Origin of the sequence: Pedobacter sp. WC2423, assembly GCF_040822065.1 — a bacterium.
In the GTDB taxonomy this organism is placed as follows: domain Bacteria; phylum Bacteroidota; class Bacteroidia; order Sphingobacteriales; family Sphingobacteriaceae; genus Pedobacter.
In genome coordinates this window covers 5724652-5739456 of record NZ_CP162005.1, presented here as the reverse complement: position 1 = coordinate 5739456, position 14805 = coordinate 5724652, and the positions used below count along the sequence as shown (strand labels likewise).

Here is a 14805-nt window from a genome sequence, read left to right as displayed (position 1 = left end):
TCAGCCGCCATGAAAAAGAAAGAAAACATGATCGAGTGGGCAATGCGCTACCATGTGCTGCCCCTTACTGTAGCTGCTGTGCTGTTTTTATTGGGTATTCTTGCCCTTTTCAATATGCCCCGCAATGAATTTCCCGATTTTACGATCAGGCAGGGTGTCATTGTAGGGTTTTACCCGGGCGCGTCATCCAACCAGGTAGAAGAACAAATGACCAAGAAAGTTGAAGAATACCTGTTTAGCAATAACGAGGTGGATAAAACTAAAACCTACTCCTACTCTCGCGATGGCATGATGTATATCTTTGTTGAAGTATCTGATAAAGTGAACGGCCCTGAGGCCAAAGCCTTTTGGAATAAGATTAAGAATGGCATGCTCCTTTTACAGGCCCAGTTGCCAAAAGAGGTTAAAGGTTTTTATGTGAACAGCGATTTTGGTTCAACCTCTGCTTTACTGCTGGCGGTAGAATCACCTACCCGGCCTTATAAAGAATTACAGCGGAACGTAGAAGACATTGAAGCTGAATTACGCCGGGTTAAAGACGTGGCTAAAATATCCCATACAGGTAACCTGAACGAGCAGATCGGTATCTATGTTGATAACAACAAGTTGCTTCAAAATGGGGTTACGGCAGCTAACATTAAAAATGTATTGCAAAATGAGGGCGCCATCAGTGCTGCGGGCACCGAAGACGGAAAAGTAATTGACCGGCCAATACACCTGACCAGTTTTTATAAGACAGAAACAGATCTTGCAGAACAGATTATCAAACGTGATGATCAAGGTAACCCGGTCAGGCTTCGTGATTTAGCGACCATCCGTCGGGAATATGGCGATCCTGACAGTTATGTAACGTCAAATGGCACCAAAAGCATCATTATCTCACTGGAAATGGTGACTGGTAAAAATATCGTGCATTTTGGCAAGGAGCTGGAGGAACGGCTGGCCAAAGTGAGTGCGCATTTACCACCGGATATCAAACTGGTCAAACTAGCCAATCAGCCGGAAGTGGTTGATGAATCCATTACCCACTTTATGAAGGAGTTCGCTTTTGCCCTGATCGGTGTAGTGGTCGTGGCCTTATTGTTATTACCACTGCGGGTAGCAGCAGTAGCAGCGGCAACTATTCCGATTACGATCGCGGCGACACTGGCCATCATGTACCTGGCGGGCATAGAACTGGACACGGTAACCCTGGCGGCACTCATTGTAGTACTGGGGATCGTTGTCGATGATCCTATTGTCGTCATTGATAACCATGTAGAAAAACTGGATCATGGGATGTCTGTTTGGGATGCCGCCAAAAGCAGTGCACAGGAACTATTCCCATCTGTATTTACGGCAACGCTGGCCATTTCGGCTACTTTCTTCCCGCTGATGTTTTTTATGACGGGAGTAGCCAAAGATTTTATCAGTGTTTTCCCGGTAACCATCATCATTGCATTAACCTTGTCCCTGGTCATATCGATGTTATTGGTGCCATTCTTCAATACGCTTTTTATCAAAAAGGGACTGCATAACGAAAATAAGAAGCAAGAGCATAAATCAATGCTCGACAGGCTACAGTTATTTTTCAATAAACATATCGGAAATTCGGTGAAGCATTATAAGCTTACCGTATTATTCGGCGTGCTGTCCGTTGTATTTGGTGTCATCATTATGGGGATACTCCCCCAGCAATTATTCCCTAAAGTGGAACGTAATCAGTTTGCTGTGGAGATATACCTGCCCAGTGGTTACAGCCTTGACCAAACGGACAGTGTAGTTAAAAATATGGAACGTATCATGCACAAGGATAAGCGGGTGATCAATTACACCAGTTTTATCGGCAACAGCTCGCCGCGCTTTCACATGGTTTACGCGCCTAACCTCGCCGCTAAAAACTATGCGCAGATATTGGTCAATACGGCCTCTGAAGGTGCCACGGAAGAAGTGATCAAAGATTACCAGCAAAAATACAGCGATGCGTTCCCATCTGCTTATGTACGGATGAAACAACTGAACATGGTCAGTTCACCTGCGCCAATAGAGGTTCGTATATCGGGTAACCATATTAACGATCTTAAGGCGGTAGGTGAAAAGGTGATCGCCCTGGGTAAAAGGCATAAAAAAGTGATCTGGGCCAGGACTGATTATGATCAAATGGAAGAAGGGATTAAACTCAATGTGAAAAGCCAGGAACTGGCGCGCCTTGGCTTAACCAAAAGCGATGTAGCCAACACCGTGGCCATGCATACCGAGGGCGTTGATGCTACGCAGCTTTGGGAAGGTAACTATCAGGTTGATGTGAAAATTAAAACACCCAAAACATCCAGAATGAATGTGTCCAGCCTGCTGGACCTCAATATTCCTTCCCAGCAAACGAAAACGGTGGTACCACTCAGACAGGTGGCCGATATAGCGCCAGAATGGAATGACGGACAAGTGGTGAGACGGAACAGCATCCGCACGCTTACTGTGCGCATGGACATCATCCCCGATGCCGTTGCCAACAATGTGCTGACTGAATTACAGCCGGATATCGACAAAATTAAATTGCCACAGGATGTTGAAATCTCTTATGGCGGTGAACTGGAACTGCAAAATGAAAACATGGGCCCTATGGGAATTTCATTACTCATGAGCGTCATCCTGATCTTTTTGATATTGCTCTGGCATTTCAAGCACCTCAAACATGCAGTGCTCAGTATTACTACCATGCCGCTCAGCCTGCTTGGTGCATCATTCGGATTGCTGGTAACTGGCTATCCATTCGGGTTTACCTCCTTTCTGGGACTATTGGCCTTGTGCGGTATTGTGGTACGTAATGGTATTATCCTGATCGATCATGCCGAGGAACTGAGGATCCATGAAGGAAAAACGGTATTGCAGGCCGGCATTTTGTCTGCAGAACGCCGTATGCGGCCTATATTCCTAACTTCTACGGCCGCAGCCGTGGGCGTTACGCCTATGATCATCAGCCGCTCCTCCTTATGGGGGCCTTTAGGCACAGTAATCTGCTTTGGGCTAATGGTATCCATGGTACTAACCCTTTTTGTTTTACCAACACTGTACTGGCTTTTCTTCCGTAAAGAAGATGAAAAGGTCAAAGAAACAGAAGAGCAAACCGCTTAATCTTAAAAATTGATTATTATGAAAATCCTATTTTTATCCATCATATCCATGGGCCTGGCTTATACCGCCAATGCCCAGCATATAGTGTCACTTGAGCAAAGCAGGCAAGCCGCTTTAGCGTACAGTACCGCTATCAAAAACGGGCAGCTCAAAGTAAGCTCGGCAGACTTTGGACTGGCTGCTGCCAAATCTTCCTACCTGCCATCTGTCAGTGGTACTGGCCTGGGCTTATATGGCTTCAAAGATTTTGTACCGGCTATTCCGGGCCTGTTGAATAAAGGCATCAATAATCTCTACCTGATTGGTGTAACTGCCATCCAGCCCATTTACGCAGGTGGTAAAATTGAAACGGGTTATAAGCTGGCTGCTTTACAACAGGAAACGAGTAAGATAATGGCCAGGCAATCGGTTGATTCGGTATTACTGCTCACTACGCAAAAATACTGGAACGTGGTCAACTTGCAGGAGCAGGAAAAAACGCTGGCAGCTAATGAAGTGCTGCTGAATAATGTGCTGAAAATGCAAAAGGATATGCTGGCTTCCGGATTGATTGCCCGCAATGACCTGCTGAAAGTAAAAGTTCAGCTCAGTCAGCTGCTTGTTAACCGGAGCAAACTGCAAAACGGGCGGAGACTGGCCTTATTTGATTTTTCCATATACACCGGCATGCCATATGACTCATTGATGGTGATGCAGGACACGCTTGACAAGGGAAATGAACCTTTGCTTCCTGGTGGAACACCGGATACAACACTTTCAGGAATAGCCAATTACCAGTTGCTCCTCAAACAGGTACAGGGTGAAGGCCTGCAAACCAAATTAAGTAAAGCAGATTATTTGCCGAGTTTATCTGTCGGGATGAGTGCTTCGCAGGCAGGCTCATTCAATAAGACGATAGGCAGTACGTTTGTACCGGCAGCCCTGGCTACCCTGAGTGTTCCTATTTCGGACGGCTTATGGGGCCGTACTAAACAAAAGATGAAACAAAGAAAGATCAGCGAACAAATTGCTCAAAACAATTTAAGGGATGGGAGCGATCAGCTACAGGTAGGTATCCTGAAGTCCTGGTATGATATGAAAGATGAACTCACGCAAATCCGGTACGCTAAAGAAAACCTGTTACAGGCGACTGAAAACCTGAAAGTAAGTCAGGACAACTATAAAGCGGGATTGAGTACAGCAACTGATGTTTTGGATGCTCAGGCCTTTTACCAACAGGCTGCAGTAACACTAAATACCGCTTATTCAGATTTTCAAGTGAAAAAAGCTGCGTATGCATATGCGACCGGTAAGATTAATAGTAAATAGACTTCATCATAGATGATCCGATGGAAATGTATAAGAAAACAAATTTTACTCTTCAAATAGCTGAAAACGCGATTAGAGTAATTAGCCAATGCAGTATTGAACAGGCCTCTTTTGAACTTATCTCGGCTGCCACAAATATTAGTGTAAGTAAAATGATCGATAATTTTGAGTGTTTGAATAATCTGATCGCTTTTTGCCTGACGCTGAGTTTTGATAGTTTATCCAGAAATTTATCAATAGATATGGAGAAGAGTCCCCATAAAATGTATAGCATTGAAGCCTTTTGGATAACATTGGTGGAGTTTAATACTACTTATTGCTATAAGGGACGGCTGGTAGCTGCTTACTTTAAAGCTCCTGCTTCTTATCCGTTGGTGAACGTAAAACATTGCCTCGCAAAATCAATTAATTATAAATTTGAAAAGACTGACCATATCTTAAAGCAATACAATGGCGACATCAGGTTTATCGCTTTTGCTTACCTGTTTCAAATGGCCAGTAAAGTATCAATTGATCTGCCTGATTCCATAGAAAAATATGGACAAAATTTTGTGTCAGATTTCTACAATAAACACATTGCAGAAGGGTTAATTAGATTTACCAAACTTCCTATAAGCTAACTGTAAAGTGATGACGAGAATAGTAATAGCCGGCGGTGGATTCGCCGGAATTAACCTGGTAAAAGGGCTGGCTGGTAAAAAGGATATCGAAGTGGTATTGGTGGATAAAAATAATTACCATTTTTTTCCGCCGCTCTTGTACCAGGTAGCCACCGCATTTATTGAGCCGTCTAACATTACCTACCCCTTTCGGAAAATGTTTCAGGGAAAACAAAACGTGCGCTTCTACTATGGGACATTATTAAGCGTCCACGAGGGAGATACACATATTATCACTGATAGCGGCAGGCTTGATTATGACTTCCTGGTATTGGCCATGGGTACGGAAACCAATTTCTACGGCCTGGAGAACTTGAAAAAGAAAGCTTTGCCAATCAAAACAATTGATGATGCGCTGCATCTGCGCAATCATTTGTTAATGAATATGGAAAAAGCCGTTAAAACGACCAACCTGCAAGAACGGGCCAAGTTGCTTAATCTTGTTATTGCAGGCGGTGGGCCAACCGGGGTTGAATTGGCTGGTATGGCAGGCGAAATGAGTAAGAATATTCTTCGCAAAGATTATCCTGAACTGGGTGAAGCTGCGGGAAACATCTACCTCGTGGGTTCAGGAGATAAATTGTTAGGTCCTATGAGCCAACAGGCACAACAGGAGTCTTATAAACAACTGTTTAAATTAGGGGTTCAAATCAAATTGGGGGTGGCTGTTAAGGATTATATGAATGACGAGGTAATCCTCTCTAACGGTGAAAAAATCAGTACCTGTTCCCTTATCTGGGCATCGGGCGTTGTCGCAGCCGAGGTGCAAGGTTTACCTGAGGAGTCCAGAGGCCGCGGGGGAAGGTTAAAAGTCGATGAGTATAACAGGATTTCAGGGATTGACAGGATTTTCGCCATTGGTGACCTATGCTGTCAGTATACTGATAAAAATTATCCTGACGGCCATCCGCAACTGGCACAGGTTGCCATACAGCAGGGTAAGTTACTTGCAGTTAATCTGGTGAATTTAATAGCTAAAAAAAGGATGAAGCCTTTCAACTATCTGAACAAAGGAAGCATGGCCATTATCACTAAATACCAAGCAGTTGTCGATCTTCCTTTTGGCTCTTTTACGGGCTACTTTGCCTGGCTAACCTGGTTGTTCGTGCATATCATACCCATAGCCGGGTTCAGAAACAAGGCAAAGCTGGCCTATAACTGGTTTTGGAGTTTTCTGACGAATAATCCTAACCTGCGGTTGATTATAGGGGCAAAAAAAGGCCATTAAATATCTTGTTATAACTAACAGCAAAGGCTCTTTATGCAATTACCTTAGTCATATTTAATTCACTAAATTATGCAAACCCACGCGTTCAAATTTCACTCCAATCCAACCATTGATCGTTTGGTAAAGAGCGATTTGTCATTCAGGCCACTCGAAAACTACTTAAAAAAATTAAACCGCTCTTCTCCGGTCAGAATGAGGATGACAGATGAGCTGATCCAGACGCTGCAACAATATTTACCCGGCAACGAGGATAATTCACCCTTGCTTCCCGGCCCTGATGACCAATCCCTATTTGATTTAATTTATCTGGCACTGAGTCCATTACTTGCTGATGAACATAATTGTTTTTGGGCAATAGCCTCTCCTTTGCCGGGGGAAATACATTATTGCACAGACGCATTTAATGATCTTTTTAAAAATGGTATGGCAAAGGGACAAAGCATTGGTGGTGCAGATCAGGAAGTAAATTTATTAAACGAATATAAGAATTATGTCTACCGCCTGATCTTAAGCCAGTGTTATCACTTTTCCTTTCAGATACTGGAACCCGGGCATTATACCTATACTAACCCTAAAACAAGGTTGGAAGAATACTACAAGGTAAATATTAATACCAGTTTTATAGAGGTTGTGGTTACAGGTGAGTTGCCTGATATCACGATGGATAGTATCATCCATGCCGGTCCTGCCCGCGTAGACCCATTGATAGTACTGGAAAAGATTTTGCCACTGCACTTTTTCAAGCTAACCGGATTTGCAGTAATTACGCTGGAAAATATTACAGATTCCTTCGCAATTGATCAAATCAGAAACGAAATTGTAAACCATGAGAACGAAGAGCGCATCTACCAGCAGGTTATTAAAAGCTTAAGCGTGCTCTCAGGCAATAATGCGCTTCAGTTTAGCTTAAAACCTTTGGCCAGATTAAACAATGAAACAATTGTTGATGTCAACCCCGAAATACATAGCTTCATGATGGATGTGGCCAAACAATTTGAGGATGAGATAATGCTACAATCACTGGTCAGGGGATACGAGGCGAATCCAGTCACGTATTACTTTTCTGCAGCCAATCATGCTGGAAATAATTTTGGAGATCCTATTCATGATATTTTAGAATCAAAGAAAGTCAAAGTTTATGCTTGTCTGCCACTGTTTTTCAAACAAAAGGTTGTCGGTATTTTAGAAATATATGCTTTCAAAGAGATATTATTCTTTGAAAATATCCTGGCGAAAATAGCAGCAGCGTTACCTTTACTCAGCCAATTAACAAAAAATAGTGCTGATCACTTTTCAGATAAGATCAATGATGTTGTGCGGCGAAACTTTACTGTTCTGCAACCGGCCGTCTTGTGGAAATTTCATCTTGCAGCCTGGAATTACCTGCAACAAGAGCAGAAAATAGGAGCCGGTGCTGCCATAGAATCCATCACATTTGATGACGTTTATGCTATTTATGGCGCAATTGATATTAAAGATTCTACATTAAAACGTAACGATGCGCTATTAAAGGACATTCATCACCTGCTGGACGAATCCATAAAAATATCAGACAGGTTGATCATTGCCGGTTATCCTGCTGAAGAGATCAAAATATCCTGTATTAAATTCAAATCCAAATATCAGCATGCAGTTACGTTAAAGGTTGAGATAACTATTTTAACCTTTCTGCGTCTTTATTTAAAGCCGCTATTAATGCCCCTGGTGGTGAAAGAGCCGGATTATTTAACTTATATTAATGCTTACCTGGAACCTGTTGATCCTGGAAATGGTGCAAGCCATGTTAATCGTAACCTTTTAGAGAAAGAGATTGGGCAGTTAAATGAGGATATTATGCGATTTACGGCAGAGATGATCGAGGATTTGCAGCAGCTACATCCAGGCTACATTAAAACATTCAGAACTGACGGGATAGAATGCGATATTTACCTCGGTCAGTCCATTACACCGAGGTCACAATTAGATAGCAGAAAAATACGGGCATATAGAGTTTTACAGCTTCGTTATATGGCTTTGGTGGCAAAGTATACCACTCAAACATCGTTATCGTCCTTATTTGCCCTGAAAACAACGCAACTCATCTTTGCACCTGGTACACCTATTAACATTACTTTCCGTAACGATGAAAAGCGGTTTGATGTGGAAGGAGCAGATAATATCAATTATGAAATAATTAAAAAGCGAATTGATAAGATATGTATCAAAGGGAGCACAGAAAGGCTGAATCAACCCGGCAAAATAGCTATTGTATATCAGGATGCCGCTATTAAAGAGGAGTATTTGCGTCTCATCAGCATATTACAAGAAGAGGGAGTCTTACAGGAAGATACCGAGATTTTGCACCTGGAAGACTTGAAAGATGTTTTTGGTTTAATGGCAATCCGGGCTTCTATTTTTTAAGATGTAAACGCACAACCAGGTAACAACCGTCCAGTTCATGGAAATGATTATTATCAAAACCAACAGTGAGGATATTCAGATCAGACATATGTGCATTAAATAAATCCAGTGTCCCCCATTCGCCATTATAATAATAACCGCCAGACGGCAAATTTTTGGAAGAAAAATAACTGATCGGGTGCTTAAACTTTAAGTTGTCTGTCCCAATTTTGAGTTCAAAATAGCCCATACCGTACCATCTCGCAGGTCTGGTCGATGGAGCCGCCGCCATAGAGAAATAGGTACCAGACTGATAATGCTGTTTCAGGAAATAATTGATTGTGATAGCTGATTTCGGGCTTTCCCAATTGTAATGCTTTAAACCTGTCTGATGGCTATAATCCGTAACAGGCAATAACTCATGAAAATTGTGCTCAAATTCAGCGGGAATATTAATATTACTTTTTTTGGGGATATACACTTTATATACTTCGCCACTTACTGACATGATAAAAGTCATCGGATCATCCTCTTTATAAACTGTTACCGCATCAGCCCGGGACAGCAATTCCCTGGTCAGGCTCGAGAGTACTTCCGGGATCATTGCTAAATCTTTATTAATAACTTTGTAGGGCAGTTTTTCATGCTTTCCTGTCTTAAGGTAATCACTATAAGTATCTTCATAAAGCAGGTGTCCGTTAAATGGTCTGCCAAAGGCCGTACTGCCAGTTTCATTCAGGCTGTCTAAAGGTTCTCCTTTACTGTTTATTCTGTAATAAGTTATGGAATAAGTAGTTTCCTCGTATTTTTTGGGCGCAAACTCCTCCACACTCTCCACAATGATATTGTTAGTCATGGAATCCCGGTAAATAGTTCTTGGCCTGCTGCCCGTAAACAAAGGTATAATTTGATAATCCGCACTCTTTATCTTTTCATTTAATGCAGGATAACTCTTATATTTTTCCGGCAGACGCGAGAGAAAATAGCTTTCACTTCTGAAGTAAGCTCTGATTAATAAGCCCAGGACAACTACTAATACGATGAGGACTATACTATACATTTTCTTTTTGTACATGCAGGTGTTCTATATGGAATCTTATTCCGGTTCCAAAATACGGTTAGTTTTTAACAAATTGGAATATGGCCACCTTTATCCTTCCATCCTGCATGACAGCTTTAACGTCCGTTTTTTCTTTAGTTTGTTTACATCCAAAACTGAGGATACTCATCAATATCACTACACTACTGACAATTATATTTTTAAAATTTTTCATGTTTATAGTATTAAATGGTGTGAATTTACTGTTTCATTAAACCTTGTTTTTTTTTCCAGTTACGATCAAACTTCATCCCGTTTGGCGCGACAGGCCACTTTTCTTCCCCGCGGGGTGTGTACTGTATGGCGCGGCTTAACATAGCAGCGATTTTATCTCCACTATATTTGTTGACCAGATGAAGTGCCCCGTCCATACCAGAGGTAACGCCAGAACAGGTCATCACCGTTCCTTCATCTACATACCTGACATCTTTAACCAGGGTTAAAGCCGGAAACTGGGTCTGAAAATCATCTGCTACAAAATAATGGGTTGTTGCTTTATGATGATCCAATATACCAGCTTTACCGAGTAGGTAAGATGCGGTACAAACGGACATCATCACTTCCACCTGACTTTGATATTTTTTAAGCATGCCAATCACTTTAGGATCAAGGCACATCGTATCCATCAGGCCGATACTGCCACCGGGAATAACCAGGATATCCGGTTTAGGCATTTCACTTTCCAGATAGTCTGCCGTAATTTTCAATCCATTTCCCTGTGTGCGGATCGTTCCCTGCTGCAGGGCAAACGTATATACATTATACTGTCCCTTTGTTAGCCCGGCGGCTTTCATAAAAACATCAGCAGGGCCATTCAGATCTCCCAGGCCAACGCCCGGATAGATGTATAAGGCCACATTTATTTTTTTAACAGGTGTAGTTTCCTGCTGGGCAAATGCTAATGCACAGCAGAAAAGAAAGGGTAACAGAAGTAATTTTTTCATGATCAATAGATTAAAATTTAACAGTTAAACTGGCTACGAATCTGCGTAAGCCACCAGGGGTAATGGTTCCAAAGCCACCATTATAAAATTGTTTATTTGTCAGATTATCTGCATTCAAACCCAAACGATATCTCGCTTTGCTGTAGAATACAGCCGCATTGAGCAGCGTGCAGGAGTTCAGATAAAACTGGCCTGCAGTAGTATTGTTGACGATATAATTCCTACTGTAGAAATTACCTCCGAAGCCTAGTCCCAGTCCTTTTACAGCAGAGAAAGGTAAAGTATAACTTGCATAAAAGTTACCGGTTTTAGCAGGTCCAGAGTTAACAGGCCTTAAGCCCGTGACTGTTGCATCAGCCGAAGTGAGCCGACTGTCATTATAAGCAAAACCAGCATTGAGCAATAATCCGGTAATTGGTCGCGAGAAGACATCAATTTCTACGCCTTTACTGTATTGATTACCTTCCTGTACTGTGTAAGCAGGCCTTTCTACATCGGTTCTTAGCGTATTCTTTACCTTGATATTATAATAACTGATAGTTACACTCAACAGGTCTCCAGTCAGTTCTGCTTTTACACCACCTTCAACCTGATTAGCAAATTGGGGCTTAAAGGTAGATACAGCCCCATCTGGTTGCGCTACAGGAGCTACATTCAGGAAACCATTGGTATAATTGCCAAAAAGAGAAACACGGTCCATAATCAACTGATAAACCAAACCAAATTTCGGAGAAAAAGCCGTCTGGTTATAATTACCTGTAGTCGCGTTTGTAGTTACATTGGTGGTACCTTCATTCATAAAACGATCTGCACGTAAGCTAAGCATTGCTGAAAGCCGATCCGAAATATTCAACACATTTGAAGCATAGGCAGAATACGTATTCAGTTGAGAGTGTGAATAGGTTGGCGCTAAACCAGTCAGTTTGTTATTGATCGATGCCGGACTGATCAAGGCATAATCTGGCATCGGACCTTTAACATTCAGGGTGTCAAATGATTTACGCCCTCCCCGCCCATTGAGTGCATTGGAAGAAAAGGCAGAAGCATTTTGGTAGAATTCAACCCCAATTACCAGACGATTGCGAAGGCCAGCAATCTTAAAGTCACCATTAAAGTTTTGCTGCACCTGGGTGATGGTAGAGAGACTTGTTGGGTACTGCGATACATTTCTTACCAGAGCGCTATCCCCTTTTAACAAAGTAAAAGTTAAATAATTACCTGTGTTTTCTGCGCGTGTATGAATCAGGTTAGTTTGAGAAGACCAGTGATCTGACAATTTGTAGTTGATCTGTCCATAAAAACTCTGCGCAGGATTTTTAAGGGTTACCGTATTATTGGAGTAAGATCTTTTGTAATCCAGCGGTAGTGCTGATGGATTATTTGCCCCCAAACGGTTAGTTCCTGGCCCTGCCGGCATAATCTGTGATTGAGAAGTACCTTCTCTTTCATAGATTTCTATATCTAAAGAGAAACTTAACCTGTCACCCACCTGGTAAAATAAACTGGGCGCAATAAAAGTACTGCGGATAAAACCTGCATCCTGGAAACTACCTTCATAATTTCTTGCAGCATTCATCCGGAATAAGACCGTTTTATCTTTCTTCAATGGCGTATTGATGTCCAGAGTAAAACGGCTCAAATCATAACTTCCGACCTGATAACCGATTTCAATCTTAGTAGTATCCAATGGCTTTTTTGTAATGCGGTTTAAAACACCACCAAAGGAAACTAATGAACTGCCAAACAGGGTACCAGAAGGACCTTTTATGGCTTCCAACTGCTCCACATTAGCTATATCCATATCAGCGGTTACGTAACCTGATACTCCGTTGCGGATATAGTTGCGTGTATTAAAACCCCTGCTGGTATAATAAGCAGAAACCGAAGACCAGCCTTTAACAACTCCGGGTATATTCTTAATGATCCCGTTTAAATCTGTAGCTCCCTGTTCGGTGATCAACTGGTTAGTAACAGTATTGATGACCTGCGGATTTTCAATATTCTTAAGCGGTAATCTTGCTGCATAAGCACTTGCCTGATCGCGATGGCGTTTTTTACGCGAAGCGACAACTATTTCCTCTAATTGTTCTGAGGAAGGGTCAAGTTCAAGGTTCAGGAAGAGATTTTTTCCGGAAACTACGAGAATGTCTTGTTTAATGGCAGTATATCCCACACCAGACGCCACAAGCGTATAAGTGCCAGGCAAAACATTACGCAAAACAAAATTGCCATTTTCAATAGTTTGTGTAGCATAGTTTGTTTTCTCCAGCCTGATGGTAATACCATGCATAGGTACAGCACTTTTTGAACGGATACTGCCTTTGATGGTTTGTGCGATAACAGGGAAACTGAAGAAGGAAAAGATAAATAGATATATATACTTCATCATCATGTAAAGACAAGCAAAAGCAGAAATAGGGACATACAGGCCCGAAACGTTGCTTTGCTGGAAAAATATAGTAATTGACTAAAGTTGATGCTTAGCAAGAAATCTTAAAAAATAAGACAAGCCAGCTCATACTAATCCCATACACTTTTAAGGTGATGGCATAAGGAAATATTAAATTTGTTGCAGCGCTATTTTAGGAGGTTGAAAAATAGCTGTGGAACGCCTGATAATTTCTGGCACCAACAGTTTAGGATAAACAGTCGCAAAGACGGGCTTATGAAGTGTTAAACGGAAAACCGATGCAGGCAAGGCTTGCTGGTAACTGCTTTTCATATCTTCACGCTCCTGTTTTTTCTCTTTTTCACTAGCCTGCTTCAGTTTGTTCATCAGGTAACATTTACCTTTACAATTCATCCATGGGCGGCTTTTGTTAACACAAAGATTTTCAGCAATATATTTACTATTAACTTCAAATCCGGCATACACGAAAAAACGTGAAAAGCCGGAGCCAATAAGGGCAATTAATAAACATACAGCGATTAGCCTCTTTAACATTTACCTGCAAAGGTAAGAATATTATAGCTTTTTAATATTTAAAAGCTCATGCTGAAAAATAAATCAGTATGAGCTTTTGGAGACAAACTAAGACCTATAGATAAATATTTAAACCAGCTTATTGATCATGCCATGTTAAACTTATTTCACAGTTTCTTATTCTATTCCTTTTACCTGCATTGGAATCGTATAAATCGCGGTTGAAGCTGTAATGAAGAGATCTGACCGGTTTTTCCCGCCAAAACACACATTGCTTGTCCATGGCTCTTTTACCTCAATATGACCAATTTGTACGCCTTCGGGATTAAATATAGTAACGCCATTGCCCGCAAGATAAAAATTTCCCCTGCTGTCGAGCGTCATTCCATCAGCACCCTGGTTAATGAGCTGTATCTGACTACTGAGATCACCGCTTTCACCAATGGTATAACGGTATATTTTGTTCCGCTGAATATCTGCAACATACAGGTATTTGCCATCTGCCGAGCCTATGATACCATTTGGCTTGGCTACATCTTCTGCCACTACTCTGACCTTAGCCTGTTTACCGGGCGGCAGGTAATAGACTTTCTGTCCTTCAATTTCCGGCTTTTTTCTTGTCCAGTAATCACGCTGGTAATAAGGATCCGTAAAATAGATCCCACCTTTAGCGTCAGCCCAAAGGTCATTAGGCCCGTTCAATTTCTTGCCATCTACAGTTGACAACAGTACTTTTACCTTTTTATTTTCATTGACAGACCACAACTCATTGTTCTCATCCGCACAAACCAGCAGCTGGCCATGTTTATCAAAATAGGTTCCATTAGCGCGGCCGGCTTTATTCATAAACAAAGAAAGTTTCCCGTTTGTATCATACTTCCAGATCTGGTTATTAGGCTGATCAGTAAAATAAACATCGCCTTTTGCATTTACCGCCGGCCCTTCAGTAAAGGTAAACTGGCGGGAGATGAGTTTTAAACTATCCTGGCTGAACAGTTGGGCACTGACCTGCAATGAAGTAAAAGAAAAAAGCAGTACACATAAAAAAGAAAAGCATAACCTGCCTGAGGGGTGTAGATGATTCATTTTGTAATTTATAATTTTAATCCTGATGGTTCATAGTTAAAAATAAGATTGAATTAGAATTTCATATT

The 14805-nt window shown here is 41.7% G+C and carries 10 protein-coding genes; 5 read left to right on the top strand and 5 right to left on the bottom strand.

Annotated features, from left to right (window positions below; genetic code table 11):
- Positions 1-9 precede the first annotated feature (9 nt).
- From AB3G38_RS24120 to AB3G38_RS24100, 5 genes are all read left to right on the top strand, one after another.
- Complete coding sequence (locus AB3G38_RS24120; RefSeq protein WP_367866248.1) at positions 10-3111, top strand: efflux RND transporter permease subunit; 3102 nt, start codon at positions 10-12, stop codon at positions 3109-3111.
- Between the two features lie 18 nt (positions 3112-3129).
- On the top strand, positions 3130-4419 hold the full coding sequence (locus AB3G38_RS24115) for a TolC family protein (protein WP_367866247.1): 1290 nt from the start codon (positions 3130-3132) through the stop codon (positions 4417-4419).
- 26 nt (positions 4420-4445) lie between these two features.
- On the top strand, positions 4446-5039 hold the full coding sequence (locus AB3G38_RS24110; RefSeq protein ID WP_367866246.1) for a hypothetical protein: 594 nt from the start codon (positions 4446-4448) through the stop codon (positions 5037-5039).
- Positions 5040-5049: 10 nt separating this feature from the next.
- A complete protein-coding gene (locus AB3G38_RS24105; protein WP_367866245.1) occupies positions 5050-6306 on the top strand; it encodes an NAD(P)/FAD-dependent oxidoreductase in 1257 nt (418 codons plus the stop codon).
- A gap of 69 nt (positions 6307-6375) precedes the next feature.
- Positions 6376-8706, top strand: a complete 2331-nt coding sequence (locus AB3G38_RS24100; protein ID WP_367866244.1) for a hypothetical protein — start codon at positions 6376-6378, stop codon at positions 8704-8706.
- Here the strand turns inward: AB3G38_RS24100 and AB3G38_RS24095 are convergent.
- The 5 genes from AB3G38_RS24095 to AB3G38_RS24075 all read right to left on the bottom strand — a co-directional run bounded on the left by AB3G38_RS24095 (position 8696) and on the right by AB3G38_RS24075 (position 14737).
- A complete protein-coding gene (locus AB3G38_RS24095; protein WP_367866243.1) occupies positions 8696-9760 on the bottom strand; it encodes a hypothetical protein in 1065 nt (354 codons plus the stop codon). The two genes, AB3G38_RS24100 and AB3G38_RS24095, sit on opposite strands and share 11 nt — an antisense overlap.
- Positions 9761-9984: 224 nt before the next feature.
- On the bottom strand, positions 9985-10728 hold the full coding sequence (locus tag AB3G38_RS24090) for a GlxA family transcriptional regulator (RefSeq protein ID WP_367866242.1): 744 nt from the start codon (positions 10726-10728) through the stop codon (positions 9985-9987).
- 10 nt (positions 10729-10738) lie between these two features.
- The gene (locus tag AB3G38_RS24085; RefSeq protein ID WP_367866241.1) at positions 10739-13120 is read right to left on the bottom strand and encodes a TonB-dependent siderophore receptor; all 2382 of its coding nucleotides are present in this window, start codon (positions 13118-13120) and stop codon (positions 10739-10741) included.
- 168 nt (positions 13121-13288) lie between these two features.
- Positions 13289-13504, bottom strand: coding sequence for a hypothetical protein (locus AB3G38_RS24080; RefSeq protein WP_367866240.1), 216 nt, complete (start codon positions 13502-13504; stop codon positions 13289-13291).
- Positions 13505-13828: 324 nt separating this feature from the next.
- Entirely contained in the window at positions 13829-14737 is a 909-nt protein-coding gene (locus AB3G38_RS24075) for an SMP-30/gluconolactonase/LRE family protein (protein ID WP_367866239.1), read from the bottom strand.
- Positions 14738-14805: the final 68 nt, after the last annotated feature.